The following is a 17,311-nucleotide window of genomic DNA, read 5'->3' on the forward strand; positions in this document are numbered from 1 at the left end:
TGTCGTCTTATTTACCAACCTTGAGTACAGCTAAGAAGGCTTCTTGCGGAACTTCAACATTACCTAGTTGCTTCATCCGTTTTTTACCTTCTTTTTGCTTCTGCAGTAATTTTTTCTTACGACTAACATCCCCGCCATAACACTTAGCGATAACGTTTTTACGTAACTGTTTTACCGTCGAGCGCGCGATAACATGCGTCCCAATAACTGCCTGAATCGCAATATCAAACATCTGGCGCGGAATCAGTTCCCGCATCTTATCGACTAACTCACGGCCACGACCTTGCGCATTATCGCGATGAGTAATCATCGCTAAAGCGTCAACCTTGTCACCGTTAATTAACACATCCACTCGCACCATATCGGCTTCTTGAAAGCGCTTAAACTGATAATCGAGTGAGGCGTACCCACGGCTTGTTGATTTTAAGCGGTCAAAAAAGTCCATCACAACTTCAGCCATAGGTAACTCGTAGGTTACTGCAACTTGTTTGCCATGGTAGGCCATTTTCGTTTGCACGCCGCGCTTGTCGACACACAAAGTAATCACGTTGCCTAAATAGTCCTGAGGCACCAAGATATTTGCTTCTACAATGGGTTCATAAATGATGTCAATATCGTTAAGCGCTGGCAAATTCGCTGGGTTATCCACGTTAACTTCTTTGCCGTCTTTTTTTAGAACCTTGTAAACCACCGTCGGTGCAGTCGTAATAAGATCTATGTCATACTCTCGCTCTAACCGCTCCTGGATAATTTCCATGTGCAGCATGCCCAAGAAACCTATCCTAAAACCAAAGCCAAGCGCAGCCGAGTTCTCCGGTTCATAAAACAACGAAGCATCGTTGAGAGATAGTTTTGCTAGAGCATCTCGAAAGTTTTCGTAATCGTCTGACGAAATCGGGAACATCCCTGCGTATACCTGTGGCTTAACTTTCTTAAAGCCTGGGAGTGCTGCATCGGCTGGTTGCTTAGCAAGGGTTAAGGTATCGCCCACCGGCGCCCCAAGAATTTCCTTAATACCGGCAATCACAAAGCCTACTTCACCACAGCGTAGAATACCTGTTTCTGTAGGTTTCGGTGAGAAAAAGCCAACTTTATCGATCTGGTAGGATTGTCCGGTAGACATCACTTTCATCTTATCACCGGCCCGCAACGTCCCGTTCTTCACCCGAACGAGAGACACTACTCCTTGATAATTATCAAACCATGAATCAATGATCAGCGCTTGTAACGGAGCATCAGGATCTCCTTGTGGTGGCGGTATTTGACGAACAATTCGCTCAAGGACTTCTTCAATACCAATCCCAGTTTTTGCGGAGCATTGCACCGCATCAATCGCTTCGATACCCACAATATCTTCAATTTCTTCAGCTACCCGCAGTGGATCCGCTTGCGGTAAATCGATCTTGTTCAAAATCGGCACAACTTCAAGATCCATTTCAATTGCGGTATAGCAGTTTGCTAATGTTTGCGCCTCTACACCCTGCGCTGCGTCAACCACTAGCAAAGCACCCTCACAACCAGCCAAGCTACGCGACACCTCATAGGTGAAATCTACGTGTCCTGGTGTATCAATGAAGTTTAACTGATAGGTTTCACCATCTTGTGCCGTGTAATGTAACGTTACACTCTGTGCTTTAATAGTAATGCCACGCTCTCGTTCTAGGTCCATCGAGTCTAATACTTGAGCGGCCATTTCACGATCAGTTAGGCCTCCACAGTGCTGGATGAGACGGTCAGACAACGTTGATTTACCGTGGTCAATGTGCGCAATAATTGAAAAATTGCGAATATTTGCTTGCTTAAACGCCTTATCTGGCATTAATGCCCCCGCAAAAACAAAATAGGAATACGAATTAACCGCTGATCATACTGATAATACGGCGAGTAACAAAGGATTTTCGGAGAAATCAGCTGATTTGTTCTACTTTTAGCTGCTTGTTAATCTGAATATCGCGTTGTGATAGCCATTTTTTAAGACCGATAAAACTCAATCCAAACCCAGCAAATGCCGTCAAAATGATCCAGCCTTCAGGCCAACTGGTAAACTTAGTTAGCAGCATTGCTAGTAGAGTTAACACAACGATAGGTAGACCGTACATAAGTAATGAAAAGTGCGTTAAGGTTTGCTCTGGCAAGAGCAGTTCTAACTGTTCGCCAACACGAAAATCGCCCATCGGTTTAGCCACCCGAAACTGCGCACGGCGGTCCGCAAAGGCTTTAGATATCACTCCAGCACCGCAGGTGTTTTGTTGTGCACAACCACTGCAGCCGGTTTTGAGTTGGGTAGCTACTAACAGGCTCGACTCATCCACTGCAATAACTTCAGCTAGTTCACGAATCATGTTTTGTACCTACATTAATCAGGCTGACCCAAAGCCATATTCTCGCCAATTCGCTGCAGAGTTGCAACCGGCAACTTGCCCACTACCGTTATCGCATAACCATTCGTTTGCGTATTAAAGAGCGAGTCGACTCCCTCTAACGCCAATCCCGGTAAACGCTGACTATCGCCATCGGTAACATAAATCGATACCTCAGTTAAGCCATCACTAAACAGAAAGTAATCGGTAGCTAATCCGGTGTTTGAAAGACGACGATGATGTTGAGCTTGATGGCTAAAGCCACTCGGTAACCATTGTGGATAGAGGCCAAATTGTAAGGGCTCTTGTTGTTGGTGGTGATATAGTCTTGGGGGCCGCTGAACGCCCTCTAATGCTTGCAATGCAATCGGCGATGCGGCGGGAAGATCGATAGAAGTCAGTTGCAATTCTTCTAAGACTTCGCGTTGTGGCGTAAGCATTTGCAAACGCAGTAGCATACCGGTTTCACTGTCTACCCATAAATCGTAGTGATAACGATAGTTGTCTCTACTCACCAGACGAAGATATTGAGCCATACGGCCGACAATTCGGTGTCCTTCAACGGCAACAACTTGATAGTGATCATTGATGTGAGAAAAAGATTGATAAAAAGCTCGAGGCAACAGTCCCGGTGTGATATCTGTTTGCACAAAATAAGAGCGATCTGATGGCTGAAAATAATAAGAGGTTTGATTACCTAACCTTAAAATTCTGACGTCTGCCCCATTGAGGTGTTGCAGTAACTCAACTTCAAGACCGTCTTCTAAAACACCATGAGACCATTGTAAAGGCTGCATGCGTTGTCCCTGACTACGCACTAACGTAGCCTGAAAATTTAACTCGCGTAATGCAGACGCCATGCGATTAAACCAGTGCTGCCCTATATTCTCAGCTTGAGTTACTGCATCTTCGTTTAAGTTTAAGTTAGGTTGTTCCATTGCCGCGGCGGGCATAAACAAAAGTGTTGCTCCGCTAAGCAGAGCAACAGCAAAGGCATGTTTAATCATTCTGTGGCGCTTGTGGCTCAGGTTGTTGGGTCTCTGTAATCGCAGCTTTTTTCGTCTGTTCTTGTAACGAAATATTCAACTGTCGTTGATGATCTAGCATATAAGCCTCTAACAGCATGCGCTGCTCAGCAACTTCTGCCGCACTCGGCTGTTGATTGGGTACCACAGTATTAAAACTTACTGGGTTACGACCGCCAAAGGGGTTAGTTACTAAAGCCGGTGTCGTCGGCTCAAGTATCTCTGCTTCAAGTTGACCATTGATACCGGTTTGCTGTACCGATAATACCGCAACAATCGCAACACTTGCCGCAATCGCAACACTTGCTGCTGGCTTTAACCAGCGCATAGCTGCTTTGGCAGATGCACCACCTTGAGTTAGGTTCGGCTCTATTAATTTTTTCTCAACATTTACTGTAGTTTCTGCAGCGACTGCACTTGCCACCTTGGCACTAATATCTACTTGCCAACAGTCGCTTTGTTGGTGTCGAATGACTTGCCCAATAAAGGCATAACGTTGCCATGCTCGATGAGCTTCTGGATCACCTAACACCTCATCGAAATTAGCGCTGAACGGACTGACTTCATCATCAAGATCACTCGTGTGACCATCTAACAATGCTGAAGTAGTTTGTAAACGACGCTCTGACATAGTTATTCCTCAGTAATTTTGCGCACTTATATTTAACGCTCTAATAATGGCCGCAACTGCTGGTCTATTGCTTCACGAGCCCGAAAAATTCGAGACCGCACAGTACCAATGGGGCAATCCATTTCAATCGCTATTTCTTCGTAACCTAAACCTTCCATCTCACGAAGGAGAATCGCTTGGCGTAAGTCCTCTGGTAATCCATCGATGGTCCGCATCACCACATCACGAATCTCATCGGTCAGTAATAAACTTTCGGGCGATGCTCCGTCTTTGAGAGCACCAGCTCCTTCATAATATTCTGCTTCTTCTGCATCTACATCACTCGCAGGAGGTTTTCGCCCTTGCGATACCAAATAATTTTTGGCGGTGTTTACAGCAATTCGATAGAGCCAAGTATAAAAAGCACTATCACCTCTAAAGTTTGCCAAAGCTCGGTAAGCTTTCACAAAAGTTTCTTGAGCTACGTCTGGCACATCCGCAGGCTGCTTCACGTACCGCGCTATTAGGCTCATCACTTTGTGCTGATATTTTTTAACAAGTAAATCAAACGCTCGTTGATCACCTTGTTGAACTCGTTCTACCAGGGCTTTATCTGTATCTAAATCGCTCATCCGAGCTTGTTCTCCTCAACCCCTTGGTACGTCAGATGATAGGCCCCGTTTTTCTTATCTGTAGCTATGACCTATCACCGAGTAAAAAGTTCGCAAAAAAAATTCAAAAGAGTAAAATCGGGTTTATCTATTTGGCAACACAGCGTCTTGCACGCGGATATCCAACATATTTTATGGAACAACACGCTCATTATCAATGCGATGTGCTAGTTATTGGCAGCGGTGCTGCAGGTTTAACTTTAGCTTTACAGTTAGCTGCTCAAACTCGCGTTATCGTTTTATCTAAAGGCCCTCTCACTGAAGGTTCAACCTACTACGCGCAAGGAGGCATTGCTGCCGTCTTTGACGAGAATGATAGCATTGAAAGCCACATTGAGGATACGTTGATTGCGGGCGCCGGTTTATGTGAACCGGCAGCTGTAGAGTTTACCACTCGCCATGCGAAGCAAAGTTTACAGTGGCTGATTGAACTTGGAGTCGGATTCGACCGCGTTGCTGATGAGCAAGGCCAACCTCGTTTTCATTTAACCCAAGAAGGCGGTCATAGTCATCGCCGTATTTTGCATGCTGCTGATGCAACTGGTAGAGCAGTTCAAACCACCCTAGTAGATGAAGTTAAAAAACATCCCAATATTCAGGTCGTCGAGCGCGTCAATGCGATCGATTTAATTACCGATAAGCATATCGGTGGTAGCAGTGGTCGCTGTTATGGCGCCTATATCTGGAATCGAGTTACCGAACAGGTGGAAACCATAGCCGCAAAGTTTGTGGCATTGGCTACGGGCGGTGCCTCTAAAGTGTATCAATACACCAGTAATCCGGATATCGCTAGCGGTGATGGTATTGCTATGGCGTGGCGAGCTGGCTGCCGAGTCGCTAATATGGAATTCAATCAGTTTCATCCAACCTGCTTGTTTCACCCTAATGCGCAGACTTTCTTGCTGACAGAAGCCTTACGAGGCGAAGGCGCTGTACTAAAACGCCCTGATGGTAGTAGGTTCATGCCTGATTTTCATGAAGCCGCAGAACTAGCGCCGCGCGATGTGGTGGCGAGAGCCATCGATTATGAAATGAAGCGTCTCGGAGCAGATTGCATGTATCTAGATATATCGCACAAACCAGCTGCTTTTATACGCGAACACTTCCCGAATATTTATGAAAAGTGTCTAAGCCTCGGGATTGATATTACCCAGCAACCGATGCCAGTGGTACCAGCGGCACACTATACCTGTGGTGGCGTAAAGACTGATTTAAATGCGCGTACTGATATCCATAACTTATATGCTATCGGCGAAGTCGCCTACACAGGTCTTCATGGTGCTAACCGCATGGCTAGTAATTCGTTGTTAGAATGCTTGGTCTTCGCCCGTTCGGCAGCACAAGACATTTCCGCACGTGTTAATCAAATGGAATTATTAACACAACTTCCTGCTTGGGATGAAAGTAAAGTCAGTGATTCTGATGAAGAAGTGATTATTCAACACAACTGGCATGAATTGCGCCTATTTATGTGGGATTACGTTGGTATTGTTCGCACCAATAAGCGCTTAGAGCGTGCATTGCGGCGAATTGAGTTATTACAGCAAGAAATTCACGAATATTATAGCCACTGTAAAGTTAGTAATAACCTACTCGAATTGCGAAATTTGGTTACCGTGGCAGAACTCATCGTGCGCTGCGCCATGGCACGTCATGAAAGCCGGGGTTTGCATTACAACTTAGACTATCCTGAGTTACTTCCGAATGCCCAACCCACTGTACTCACGCCGCCGCAACAGCCATCTCGATAATCGTCGATAATCAGCCTCGCTGACCCAGCCTTGCCAGCACCACCACCATCGGTGCTGGTGCGGCTGGTCACTTTGGTGTAGCCGTACTAGCAAAAACCAAGGTGTGACCCAACTCAATGCTGCTGCCTGCCACTGACGTTGATCTAAATCATCCAGTTGCATCCAGTTACCGGTCTCTGTGTCGACTCCCCAAATCTGAGTCGACACAGCAAACCGACGCCAAGGCTGTAGGGCTAGCCGCAGCAGCGCCACTAAACTTTTACTCGGCTCAGAATAAACTCCACCATGCCGGCTAACTCTTTATCTTCACACTCTTGATGCCCCATAAACCAAGCAAAGAGATCCGGATCATCGCACGTTAGTAGACGCCGAAAGGCTTCTTGCTGAGCAGCGTCTAAGTCATCGTAAGCATCTTCTACAAATGGCATAAATAGCACATCAAGCTCTAGCATTCCTCGGCGACAAGCCCACCGTAATCGGTTTTTATTTTTTAAAGATTCGGCGTTTTGTTGAAGTTTTTGCATGATGATTCCTTCTGACCCATAAAAAGTACTTGTATAATCATAATTCGTCCCCACCTTTGACATTAATAGCGGAAAACGAGGTGATTAGCGTGTTAACAACAGAGTTTACCAAAGCTCCCCCAGAATACGTAACGGTTTCATTGCCAGAATACGGTGTAGTATCTCTAACTGGACCACAAACGGATACGTTTTTACAGGGACAGCTTACCTGTGACATGAACCAACTTGGAGACTCTAATTGGTTATACGCAGCTCATTGTGACAATAAAGGAAAAGCACTTAGTACTTTATTCGTGACGCGTTGGCACGAAAGTGTACTGCTTATTACGACGTTACCTGCACTTCAGGCCTCTTTAGCTCAATTGCAGAAATTTGGCGTGTTTAGCCAAACTACCATTGTCGATGAGTCTACTAACCTAAGCGTTTATGGTTTATTTGGTACTGCCGCACCAGCGCGGTTAGCGGAACAGCTCCAACATCCGTTATGTAGTAACTCGCTACAAGCAGCTACACCTACAGAAACTGCGGTGGCATTACAATTAGGTTCCCAGCCAGACCAGTTTCTGATTGTTAGTAAGCAAGATGACTTACCTACTAACTCTGAAAGCAAACTATGGCATACCCTGGAAATAGAGCGTGGCCGAGCTACCCTACTTTCAGGTACAATACAGGAATACGTACCCCAAATGCTTAATGTTCAAGCATTAAATGGCATTAGTTTTACGAAGGGGTGTTATATCGGCCAAGAGACCATAGCCCGGATGAAATATCTGGGTAAGCAGAAGCGTGCACTTTTTCGTCTTCGTGGCCAAGCTGAAATGGCAGCTCCAGGAGCAACCATAGAACAGCAGCTTGGCGACAATTGGCGGCGTGCCGGCACGGTAATTAATGCAGTGAGCCATGCCAAGCATCAACTCGACGTATTAGCAGTGTTGCCCAATGATATTGAAGCATCTACGCGATTACGACTGAAGGATGATGACGCGAGTCTTTTGGAAATTTACCCACTGCCTTATAACTTGGATGAATCATGACTCAATCAATTAGCCAGGACAAAGTTGTTGGTATTCACTACACCGTGAAAACCAAAGAAGGAAACGTACTAGACCAATCAAAAGAAGGTCAACCACTCCAGTTTATCTTTGGCCGTGGCATGTTAATTAAAGGACTAGAAGACGCTTTAGCCGGCAAAGTTTCTGGTGATAAGTTTGATGCAGAAATCGCCCCTGCTGACGCTTATGGCGAACGCCACGAAGGTCTTATTCAGACAGTTCCACGGAGCCTGTTTGGTGATAATGAAGTTGCCGTTGGTATGCAATTCCGTGCAAGTACTGACCACGGTGAGCAATCAGTAATGATTGTCGACGTAGCTGACGAAGAAGTTACTGTTGACGGTAACCATCCGCTAGCTGGCGTTGAACTAACCTTTAACGTTGAAGTAGTGGAAGTTCGTGATGCAGATCCGAGTGAACTTGACCATGGTCACGTTCATGCTGACGGTAATCACCAGCACGGCTAACTAACCACATCGACTTAATAATGATAAAAGGCACAACTCTATCTGAGCTGTGCTTTTTTATTTATGATGGGATCGTCCTGAAGCGCTTCCACTTTTAATGAGTGAAAGAAGCTTTCGGCACAGGCTTTGTCACAATAATTTACTTTTCGGAGCATCACACACTAACGTTGCGGTGTGTTCATGCCTTACTGCAAAACTGATGGCTTTTGCCACCAAGCATCGCATTGACACGAAACCTTGCACCGTCTCATCTGAATAGTGAATAGTTATGACTTATCTTGATGTGCTCGCCCTGTCTGAGGAAGTCGAGCGCGATAGCCAATCTGGGAAGTTAAGCAGTGAGTTGCTGGCTCAGGGGCAGACGCGATATGGCAACATGGCAGATTACCCAGATCACCTTGTTCGAACCACGCCCGACGGTAAAAAGTCACTTGGCCACTGTAAAGATGGCGAATTTGCTGAAGAGCTTTTGTCTGCTTTTCGACTCACAATATATTTACAGCTTTTTGTATGGTAAGAAGTCCGAATCGTCGCAGCTTATATCCTTAATATAATTATTTAATTTCTTCTTCTCCACTTCGCTTAAACGCTTAAAAGTACTGTTGGTTAAATTAAATAAAATATTATTTCCACCAGCCAATTCTTTCACTATCTCACCACTGTCATTAGTCTCGATTAAGTAGAATACATAATCCACAGAGAGAGATTTATCTTCGTTAGGTTGGAAGCCTTTTTCTAAAATATCTAAATACTCTTCGGGTATCGAATATCTATGTATAGAAAAATGCAAAGAATAAGTCTTACGCAAACGCTCTAAAGTTGTTGGAAAAGGGCTATGAGACCAAAACCCGTTATAAAACACTTCAACATTGTCAGCTTTGACCGTAGACGACGATAGTAAAAAAATCAGTAAGATTAGTCTAACCACAAATTTCTCCTCCCTCACCATTCGCTCTACAGTTTGGAGCGCTAACATCCTGAGTCTTATAATTAGAGCACCACACTTTGGAGTAAAATATCATCCTTACAGGCAGTTTCTAATTTTGTTCTCGTGCAGCTTCTAAAACTTTTAATAAACTCGATTATTAACCCTTTATCACCAGAAGACATTGAAATGTTAATGTCAACGGACGGGGCTCTCTTTCCCACTGGCTCAATCAAAATTCGATGACGTTGGTTATCAACTTTCAACGCTGAAACTAAATAACCATTGACTCTCTCTTTTGAAAGATAGGCTCCTTCATAATCAAAAGAAGCAGGGTGATACCCCGAATAAATATTAACCTCATCTTCACTACTAAGTTTTATTTCATAAATCCTAAAGTCCACTTGAGAAGTATATTTATACTCATCACCAGATTTCATTCCAAAGCAAGCTGTCCCGATGAAGACATTACAATAAGGATACAGCTTAGTGCTCGCACAAGCAGAGGCAGTCATCAAAATTAAAATTGACGCAAAAAGACCTTTCATAACTTAACCTCTCATCCTTTTTCCAGTTCACATCACTCTTTATAGCTTCTTTAATATTTCGACTATCTGCTGAACCAGATTTATTACCCATAATATTATTCTCGTACGTAGGGAGCGGTTTACTGTCTATATACTTGTCATCTATTCCCATTAGATGACCAGCTTCATGAGCGACTGTTCCATCGGTAATACTCAGGCCTAAGTCATTATCGTACTTATGGCCAGTGTATCCGATGTCGTCGTTTGGCGCTTCGTAAGTGTCACCAAAAGGTTGGTAATGCCGGCGACTCTCTACCCTTCCTGTGCTGTTGGTTCGTGCCACCGGGCTGCCCAACCTATCTGTATGGATAAAGGTGGTTGTTGCCTGGCGGTCTTCAGCGATAAGCCTATTGCCAAGGTAAATGTAGTTCGTTTGAACGCCGTTGTCTTCACTCAATAACAGCTGCCCCGACTGGCTGTAGAGATAGTAGCGGGTATCACCGTTGCCTGCCACCTTAACGCGGCGGTTGTGGCCGTCGTAGGTATAGCTCTTGCCAAGCGCTGCGGTCATCTGGTTGGCTAGGTTGTAACTCATCTCAACATGGCTGTTGTTGGTGATGTTGCCTCGTGTGTCGTAATCAAAGGAGCCGTAGCTCTTTGCCGCAGCACCTGAGCCGTTGACGCTGGTTAAGCGATTCAGTGCAGTGTTGTCCTTTTTGCTTAGATTATCGAAATGACACAGAATTCTGAACACTACCGGAATTAAAGTTCTTCTGCCGTTACCAACGAGATGTGAACTTTTACGATAAGAAACTGATGGCTTTTGCCACCAAGCATGGCATTGATACGAAACCTTGCACCGCCTCATCTGAGTATTGAACAGCTACTACTTGCCTTGATGTGAGCAAAAAAAACAAAGCCGCGCGAGGGCGAGGCTTTGGATTTAAAGGTTTATGCCTTCAATATATTAAGCTACATGCCATTTTTCTTTTTCAAGACTTTAATCAGAACATTTAGATTTAATATGTAAAATAAAATAACTATAAAAACAGAAGCTACTTTAAACCAAGAAAATGCATATTCAAGGCTCCAGCCATAGCTATAATAAAATAGTAAAGTAATCGCCCCAACCCCCAGAACACTTGCTATGGGAATATAAAAAACATATTGGAGAATTAGTTGCTTTTTTGTCATATGTACTAACACCCTCCATTATTCTGTCAACTGGGTCATTACTATAAAACCGCCCTATAACTGAATCATAGTATCGTGCCTGCATATAACTCAAGCCTAAGTCATTATCGTACTTATAGCCAGTGTATCCGATGTCGTCGCTTGGCGCTTCGTAAGTGTCACCAAAAGGTTGGTAATGCCGGCGACTCTCTACCCTTCCTGTGCTGTTGATTCGTGCCACAGGGCTGCCCAACCTATCTGTATGGATAAAGGTGGTTGTTGCCTGGCGGTCCTCAGCGATAAGCCTATTACCAAGGTAAATGTAGTTCGTTTGAACGCCGTTGTCTTCACTCAATAACAGCTGCCCCGACTGGCTGTAGAGATAGTAGCGGGTATCACCGTTGCCTGCCACCTTAACGCGGCGGTTGTGGCCGTCGTAGGTATAGCTCGTGCCACTGGGCTGCCCGGTGGCTTTAGATATAGCACCAAGTTAGTGATTCATATAGCCGAATTGAATAGAGTCAGATAAGCTATGGTTAGTTAGTAAATGACAACTCATAGGTAACCCAGTGACGATTAAAACGACCCGTTTTTCATATCCCTATAGCTCGGCTACCGCTGTTGCCCAGGCTCTCGGTACTATTGATAAAGAAAGCCAAGGAGTGGTACTTCCTATCCACGTAGCGACAACCTATATTCGTGGCGCTGATAACAGCTACCCTACTGGTAATGTTTATTCGCGTGCTGACAATCCGACCTATAAACCGGTTGAACAACTACTTTGCCAATTAGAGCAAGGCGAACAAGCGCTGCTGTTTAGCTCGGGTATGGCTGCTGCTACTTCAGTTTTTCTGGCCTTACAACCAGGTGACCATGTTATAGTCCCACACATTATGTACTGGGCTTTGCGTCATTGGTTACTGAACTTTGCTAAAGATTGGGCATTACAATTTAGCTTTGTAGATATGACCCAATTACACTTAGTCAAGCAAGCTATGCAACCGGGAAAAACCAAATTAGTATGGCTTGAAACACCGGGAAATCCACTTTGGACCATCTCCGATATTACTGAAATTGTGGCCTTGGCTCATCAGGCTGACGCTTGGGTTGCAGTAGATTCAACTTGTGCGACGCCTATTCTTAGTCAGCCCCTAGCACTAGGTGCTGACATTGTCATGCATTCAGCTACCAAATACTTAAATGGTCATTCAGATGTTATTGCTGGAGCACTGATTACAGCTGCTGATCATCCCTATTGGCAACGTATTCGGAGTATTCGAGCGCAACTAGGAGCTGTTCCTAGCCCGTATGATGCTGCACAACTGTTGCGCGGTATGCGTACGCTACATCTACGTGTAAAAGCCGCCTGTGAGAATGCCTTATTCTTAGCTGAACAATTACAACAACACCCACAAATCAAAGCCGTGCTTTATCCGGGATTACCGAATTTTGCGGGCTACGAAGTCGCCTGTAAACAAATGTCTGGGGGCTTTGGTGGGATGCTTTCTATACAGGTAGAGGGCGGTGAAGCCGCTGCTATTCACGTTGCTGCCAATACCAAGTTATGGAAGCGTGCAACATCCTTAGGCGGCGTAGAGAGTTTAATTGAGCATCGAGCCAGTGTTGAAGGGGTTGGTACTCCTTGCCCTATAGATTTATTAAGACTATCGGCCGGGATTGAAGACAAACATGAATTATTGGCCGATTTGTTACAGGCTCTGCCTAGCCGTTAGGTGAGTGGCGTTGTTAGCCCTTCGCGGGCTAACAACGTACAGCATATTCACTTAATTCTTAGCTTTTAGCCTTTGCGTGGGCGCATATGAGGGAATAATAATACATCGCGGATAGATGCTGAGTTGGTCAACAGCATAACGAGTCTATCAATACCTATACCCTCACCTGCTGTTGGCGGTAAACCATGCTCTAGTGCAGTTACGTAATCTTCATCATAGAACATTGCCTCATCATCACCAGCTTCTTTCTGTTGCACTTGCTCCCGGAAACGCTCAGCTTGGTCTTCAGCATCATTCAACTCGGAAAATCCATTGGCTAATTCGCGTCCACCAACAAAAAATTCGAACCGATCTGTAATGAATGGATCCGCATCATTACGACGTGCCAACGGCGATACCTCAGCTGGGTAGGCAGTGATAAATGTTGGCTGCAATAAACGGTGTTCAGCTACTTCTTCAAAAATCTCAATTTGAACTTTACCAAGGCCCCAGTTCGATTTGACTTTAATACCGAGGGATTCCGCCAGCTGCGTTGCTTGCTCTAAAGAATCAAGTTGTTGCTCAGAGGCTTCTGGTAAATAGGCCAAAATAGCTTCTTTAACTGTCATGCGTGCAAACGGCTTGCTGAAATCATACATCACGCCTTCGCTTTCAAATTGCGCGGAACCTAAGATGTCAGTTGCCATACCACGCAGCATGTCTTCCGTTAAGTTCATCAAATCTTGATAATCGGCGTAGGCCCAGTAAAACTCAAGCATGGTAAACTCTGGATTATGCCGCGTAGATAGCCCTTCATTACGGAAATTACGATTGATTTCAAAAACCTTTTCGAATCCACCAACAACCAACCGCTTCAAATAAAGCTCTGGTGCTATACGCAAATACAGTTGCATATCTAAGGCGTTATGATGAGTTACAAACGGACGTGCCGCCGCCCCGCCAGGAATGGTCTGCATCATCGGCGTTTCAACTTCCAAGAATTGGCGTTCACCTAAATAACGACGAATATAGTCCACTACTTTGGAGCGAATAATAAAAGTTTTACGCGACTCTTGATTAGTAATCAAATCAAGATAGCGCTGGCGATAGCGCATCTCTTGATCCGCTAAGCCATGAAACTTATCGGGTAGTGGGCGCAGTGCTTTAGTCAGTAGACGCACATCATCAACCTGCACACTTAATTCACCAGTTCCAGTAATAAATAAAGTGCCTGTGGCTCCAATAATGTCACCAAGATCCCACTTTTTGAATTGCTCGTTATAGAAACCTTCTGGCAAGTTATCCCGCGCTACATAAATTTGAATTTGGCCTGACATGTCTTGCAAAGTGGCAAAGCTCGCCTTGCCCATAATCCGCCGAGTCATCATCCGGCCAGCAATACTCACACGAACTCCTTGCGCAGCAAGTTGCTCTTTTTCAACGTGATCATAGTTCGCGTGTAAATCCGCCGCTAAACTGTCACGACGAAAATCATTAGGAAACGCTACACCTTGTTCACGCAGAGCAGCTAATTTCGCCTTTCGCTGAGCAATCTGTTCATTAACATCAACTTCAGGTGCTTGCTGCGTTTTATCGTTCATGGTTATTTTTCCTGTAACTAATCAATAGAATTCTAAAGCGTTAAAAGTGAATCGTTGTTATAAACCAGATTTTAAACTGGCTTCAATAAATGGATCTAAAGCTCCATCTAGTACTGCTTGAGTATTTCGGTTCTCAATGCCTGTACGCAAATCTTTGATACGAGCATCATCGAGCACATAAGAACGAATCTGACTGCCCCAACCTATATCTGATTTGGTATCTTCAAGGGCTTGCTTTTCAGCCAACTGCTTTTGCAGTTCCATCTCGTATAACTTTGCTCGCAACTGTTTCATTGCAGCATCACGGTTTTTATGTTGCGACCTATCGCTTTGACACTGCACCACAATACCTGATGGCTCATGGGTAATACGAATTGCCGAATCGGTTCGGTTAACGTGTTGTCCACCTGCGCCAGATGCTCGATAAGTATCGATACGCAAATCTGCTGGGTTAATCTCAATTTCTATTGAATCATCAATTTCTGGATACACAAACACTGATGCGAACGAGGTATGGCGACGATTACCAGAGTCAAATGGCGATTTACGAACTAACCGATGAACACCGGTTTCAGTTCGTAACCAACCGTAGGCATACTCTCCCTGAATACGCACCGTTGCTGATTTTATGCCAGCCACCTCTCCTTCCGAGAGCTCGGTGATTTCTGTTTTAAACTGATGCGACTCTGCCCAACGCAAATACATCCGCAACAGCATATTCGCCCAATCTTGGGCTTCTGTGCCGCCTGATCCTGCTTGAATATCCACATAGCAATCGGCGGTATCTTGTTCACCCGAAAACATGCGCCGAAACTCTAACGTCGCTAATTGTTGTTCTAATTGCTCAAGTTCAGCAACTGCTTCTTGATAGGTTTCTTCGTCATCAGCTTCAACCGCTAGGTCAACCAAGCCCTCTACGTCTTCTAACCCTTGTGCAAGCCGTTGTAGCGTTGTAACTACCTGTTCTAAGCTAGCACGCTCTTTGCCCAGAGCTTGCGCTCGCTCTTGATTGCTCCACACGTTTGGGTCTTCTAACTCGCGACTTACCTCCTCTAAACGCTCTACTTTATGAGCGTAGTCAAAGGTACCCCCGAAGCAACTCACTGCGTTTGCGCAGATCTTTTATGACAACATAAGTAGCATTTGTTTCAAACATGTGCAGCAATCCAAACTTATCAATATAAACAAAGGGCGCATATTCTACCGTAAAGCAGTAAAATGCTCTAGTTGCAGTTGTACCGAAGTTTGTCCACGAAAATGATTCAGCTGAATACGATAGGCAGCATGAATATGCTCAATCGCAGGATTTGGCCACAGGTTAGTATCAACTTGAAATGCTATCGCATCAATGGTCACTCGTTGCGGTGATTCCAGCACTAACTTTAGGTGTTTTTGTCCTACTAAGTACTGTTTAACCACTTTAAATTCACCATCGAATAAAGGCTCTGCGAAGCCTTGCCCCCAGGGCCCTAGTTGCTCTAGTTGCTGGACAAAAGGAAGCTGTAAGCAGCTTGCATCAAGCTCACCATCAGACCAGATAACTCTTTGTAATTGATGCGGTTGTAGCCACTCAGAAGCCACTTCAGTTACAGCCTTAGTGAACGCATCTAACTGCTGTTGCTGAATGCTCAAGCCAGCTGCCATTGCGTGCCCACCAAAACGTTCAATAAGGCCTGGATAACGGGTATGTACCCGTTCCAGTAAATCTCTTATATGCAGCCCTGCAATAGACCGAGCTGATCCTTTAAGTAAACCATCTTCAGCTTGTGCAAAGGCAATAACTGGACGATGACACTGCTCTTTGACGCGTCCCGCCACTATTCCAATGACTCCCTGATGCCAAGACGCTTGAAATAACACTAACAACGCTGGTAGCTCAGTATTATCGGTTGCCAATTCAGCTACATAGTGCTCGGCCTCTTCCCGCATTTCTGTTTCAATGCTTCGTCGCTCTCGATTCAGACTATCCAGCTGCTGGGCTAAAGATTGTGCGGCGGTGTCGGTAGCTGCCAGCAAGCACTCAATACCAGCTGCCATGTCATCCAGTCGTCCGGCAGCATTAATTCGAGGCCCGATTGCAAAACCTAAATCGCTCGCCTGTAACCGGGTTTGATCACGTCCAGCTACGCTCAGAAGAGCAGCAATACCAGGACGACAATGCCCTGCTTTTATTCGCTGCAAACCTTGCTGTACTAATATTCGATTAACTCCGTCTAGCTTAACCACATCAGCAACCGTCCCCACGGCGACCAAATCTAACCAGGCTGCTAAGTTTATCTCTGCAGGCTGTTGCCGCATACGTAATTCAGCACGAAGCGCTAACAACACATAGAATGCTACCCCGACCCCAGCGATATTTTTACTCGGGAAAGCACAGCCAGGCTGATTGGGATTCACAATCACCTGAGCAGCAGGCAAGCTGGCACCGGGTAAATGGTGATCCGTCACCAGCACCGGAATACCGTATCTATTAGCGGCAGTAATACCAGCATGGCAAGAGATTCCGCTATCAACCGTCACAATCAGTTCGGCCCCTTGCTGCCGAGCTTGCTCCACCACCGAGACCGATAAACCATAACCATCTGCGAATCTATTCGGGACTAGATAAAATACGTGCTGCGCCCCTAACGCCTGCAGTACAGAAACCATCAAGGCTGTTGACGTGGCACCATCGGCATCAAAGTCTCCACAGATACAGATTCGTTGTTGTTGCTCTAGTGCATCGGCCAAGCGTTTGGCTGCTGCTTCTGCCCCCTTCAACAATCGATAGTGAGGTAGTCTTTTTGCACTTAATTCTAGTTCGGCTAAGCTAGTGACGCCCCGCCGCGCCACTATCTGCGCCAGCAATGGTGGTAGCTGCGTGTGAAGGTCTCCGGTATCTATATTGGGATAACGTTGAATTTGTGCTTCCAT

The 17,311-nt window shown here is 45.3% G+C and carries 20 protein-coding genes; 5 read left to right on the top strand and 15 right to left on the bottom strand.

From position 1 onward, the window contains the following. Nucleotides 1-7 precede the first annotated feature (7 nt). The 5 genes from lepA to rpoE all read right to left on the bottom strand — a co-directional run bounded on the left by lepA (nucleotide 8) and on the right by rpoE (nucleotide 4,627). Nucleotides 8-1,819, bottom strand: coding sequence for a translation elongation factor 4 (lepA, locus tag ACQ661_RS01235; RefSeq protein ID WP_369742310.1), 1,812 nt, complete (start codon nucleotides 1,817-1,819; stop codon nucleotides 8-10). Between the two features lie 88 nt (nucleotides 1,820-1,907). Then, nucleotides 1,908-2,342: a SoxR reducing system RseC family protein gene (locus ACQ661_RS01240; RefSeq protein ID WP_431667389.1), complete on the bottom strand. Its 435-nt coding sequence runs from the start codon at nucleotides 2,340-2,342 to the stop codon at nucleotides 1,908-1,910. A 14-nt stretch (nucleotides 2,343-2,356) separates the two neighbouring features. Beyond that, nucleotides 2,357-3,367: a MucB/RseB C-terminal domain-containing protein gene (locus ACQ661_RS01245; protein WP_313932242.1), complete on the bottom strand. Its 1,011-nt coding sequence runs from the start codon at nucleotides 3,365-3,367 to the stop codon at nucleotides 2,357-2,359. Next, nucleotides 3,360-4,016 carry an RseA family anti-sigma factor gene (locus tag ACQ661_RS01250; protein ID WP_110075191.1) on the bottom strand — a complete coding sequence of 219 codons (657 nt, stop codon included), beginning with the start codon at nucleotides 4,014-4,016 and terminating at the stop codon, nucleotides 3,360-3,362. Before ACQ661_RS01250 ends, ACQ661_RS01245 begins: the two co-directional genes overlap by 8 nt. 32 nt (nucleotides 4,017-4,048) lie before the next feature. Beyond that, a complete protein-coding gene (gene rpoE / locus ACQ661_RS01255) occupies nucleotides 4,049-4,627 on the bottom strand; it encodes an RNA polymerase sigma factor RpoE (protein ID WP_110075192.1) in 579 nt (192 codons plus the stop codon). A gap of 173 nt (nucleotides 4,628-4,800) precedes the next feature. Here rpoE and nadB point away from each other — a divergent pair, with 173 nt between their 5' ends. After that, nucleotides 4,801-6,417 carry an L-aspartate oxidase gene (nadB, locus tag ACQ661_RS01260; protein ID WP_313932241.1) on the top strand — a complete coding sequence of 539 codons (1,617 nt, stop codon included), beginning with the start codon at nucleotides 4,801-4,803 and terminating at the stop codon, nucleotides 6,415-6,417. Here nadB and ACQ661_RS01265 read toward each other — a convergent pair. Next, a complete protein-coding gene (locus ACQ661_RS01265) occupies nucleotides 6,361-6,624 on the bottom strand; it encodes a hypothetical protein (protein WP_153825716.1) in 264 nt (87 codons plus the stop codon). The two genes, nadB and ACQ661_RS01265, sit on opposite strands and share 57 nt — an antisense overlap. 44 nt (nucleotides 6,625-6,668) lie before the next feature. Continuing rightward, complete coding sequence (locus ACQ661_RS01270) at nucleotides 6,669-6,941, bottom strand: succinate dehydrogenase assembly factor 2 (RefSeq protein WP_110075194.1); 273 nt, start codon at nucleotides 6,939-6,941, stop codon at nucleotides 6,669-6,671. Between the two features lie 89 nt (nucleotides 6,942-7,030). Here ACQ661_RS01270 and ygfZ point away from each other — a divergent pair, with 89 nt between their 5' ends. The 3 genes from ygfZ to ACQ661_RS01285 all read left to right on the top strand — a co-directional run bounded on the left by ygfZ (nucleotide 7,031) and on the right by ACQ661_RS01285 (nucleotide 8,977). Then, nucleotides 7,031-7,975, top strand: coding sequence for a tRNA-modifying protein YgfZ (gene ygfZ / locus ACQ661_RS01275; protein WP_257119964.1), 945 nt, complete (start codon nucleotides 7,031-7,033; stop codon nucleotides 7,973-7,975). Further along, entirely contained in the window at nucleotides 7,972-8,460 is a 489-nt protein-coding gene (locus ACQ661_RS01280; protein WP_110075195.1) for an FKBP-type peptidyl-prolyl cis-trans isomerase, read from the top strand. The genes ygfZ and ACQ661_RS01280 overlap by 4 nt, the downstream gene beginning before the upstream one ends. Nucleotides 8,461-8,728: 268 nt before the next feature. Beyond that, on the top strand, nucleotides 8,729-8,977 hold the full coding sequence (locus ACQ661_RS01285) for a hypothetical protein (protein WP_313932240.1): 249 nt from the start codon (nucleotides 8,729-8,731) through the stop codon (nucleotides 8,975-8,977). Here the strand turns inward: ACQ661_RS01285 and ACQ661_RS01290 are convergent. The 5 genes from ACQ661_RS01290 to ACQ661_RS01310 all read right to left on the bottom strand — a co-directional run bounded on the left by ACQ661_RS01290 (nucleotide 8,957) and on the right by ACQ661_RS01310 (nucleotide 11,497). Next, the gene (locus ACQ661_RS01290) at nucleotides 8,957-9,388 is read right to left on the bottom strand and encodes a hypothetical protein (RefSeq protein WP_146204116.1); all 432 of its coding nucleotides are present in this window, start codon (nucleotides 9,386-9,388) and stop codon (nucleotides 8,957-8,959) included. The two genes, ACQ661_RS01285 and ACQ661_RS01290, sit on opposite strands and share 21 nt — an antisense overlap. A gap of 62 nt (nucleotides 9,389-9,450) precedes the next feature. Further along, complete coding sequence (locus ACQ661_RS01295) at nucleotides 9,451-9,933, bottom strand: hypothetical protein (RefSeq protein ID WP_431667390.1); 483 nt, start codon at nucleotides 9,931-9,933, stop codon at nucleotides 9,451-9,453. Then, on the bottom strand, nucleotides 9,872-10,666 hold the full coding sequence (locus tag ACQ661_RS01300; RefSeq protein ID WP_431667391.1) for an RHS repeat domain-containing protein: 795 nt from the start codon (nucleotides 10,664-10,666) through the stop codon (nucleotides 9,872-9,874). The genes ACQ661_RS01295 and ACQ661_RS01300 overlap by 62 nt, the downstream gene beginning before the upstream one ends. Nucleotides 10,667-10,884: 218 nt before the next feature. Beyond that, nucleotides 10,885-11,106 (bottom strand): hypothetical protein, encoded by a 222-nt coding sequence (locus ACQ661_RS01305; RefSeq protein ID WP_146204074.1) that lies wholly within the window; start codon nucleotides 11,104-11,106, stop codon nucleotides 10,885-10,887. Continuing rightward, entirely contained in the window at nucleotides 11,012-11,497 is a 486-nt protein-coding gene (locus tag ACQ661_RS01310; RefSeq protein WP_431667392.1) for an RHS repeat-associated core domain-containing protein, read from the bottom strand. The genes ACQ661_RS01305 and ACQ661_RS01310 overlap by 95 nt, the downstream gene beginning before the upstream one ends. Nucleotides 11,498-11,654: 157 nt before the next feature. Between ACQ661_RS01310 and ACQ661_RS01315 the strand changes: the two genes are divergently transcribed. Next, nucleotides 11,655-12,818 carry a trans-sulfuration enzyme family protein gene (locus tag ACQ661_RS01315; protein ID WP_431667393.1) on the top strand — a complete coding sequence of 388 codons (1,164 nt, stop codon included), beginning with the start codon at nucleotides 11,655-11,657 and terminating at the stop codon, nucleotides 12,816-12,818. A gap of 65 nt (nucleotides 12,819-12,883) precedes the next feature. Here ACQ661_RS01315 and lysS read toward each other — a convergent pair whose 3' ends face one another. The 3 genes from lysS to recJ all read right to left on the bottom strand — a co-directional run bounded on the left by lysS (nucleotide 12,884) and on the right by recJ (nucleotide 17,311). Continuing rightward, on the bottom strand, nucleotides 12,884-14,398 hold the full coding sequence (gene lysS, locus ACQ661_RS01320) for a lysine--tRNA ligase (protein ID WP_369742329.1): 1,515 nt from the start codon (nucleotides 14,396-14,398) through the stop codon (nucleotides 12,884-12,886). A gap of 57 nt (nucleotides 14,399-14,455) precedes the next feature. Next, nucleotides 14,456-15,554 (bottom strand): peptide chain release factor 2 gene (gene prfB, locus ACQ661_RS01325; RefSeq protein ID WP_431667394.1). Its coding sequence is split into 2 segments (ribosomal slippage): nucleotides 14,456-15,478 and nucleotides 15,480-15,554, totalling 1,098 coding nucleotides; the frame shifts between segments, so codons are not numbered across the junction. 44 nt (nucleotides 15,555-15,598) lie between these two features. Next, nucleotides 15,599-17,311, bottom strand: a complete 1,713-nt coding sequence (recJ, locus tag ACQ661_RS01330) for a single-stranded-DNA-specific exonuclease RecJ (protein WP_431667395.1) — start codon at nucleotides 17,309-17,311, stop codon at nucleotides 15,599-15,601.

Origin of the sequence: Pseudidiomarina sp. WS423 (assembly GCF_050750165.1) — a bacterium.
Lineage (GTDB): Bacteria > Pseudomonadota > Gammaproteobacteria > Enterobacterales > Alteromonadaceae > Pseudidiomarina > Pseudidiomarina fusca.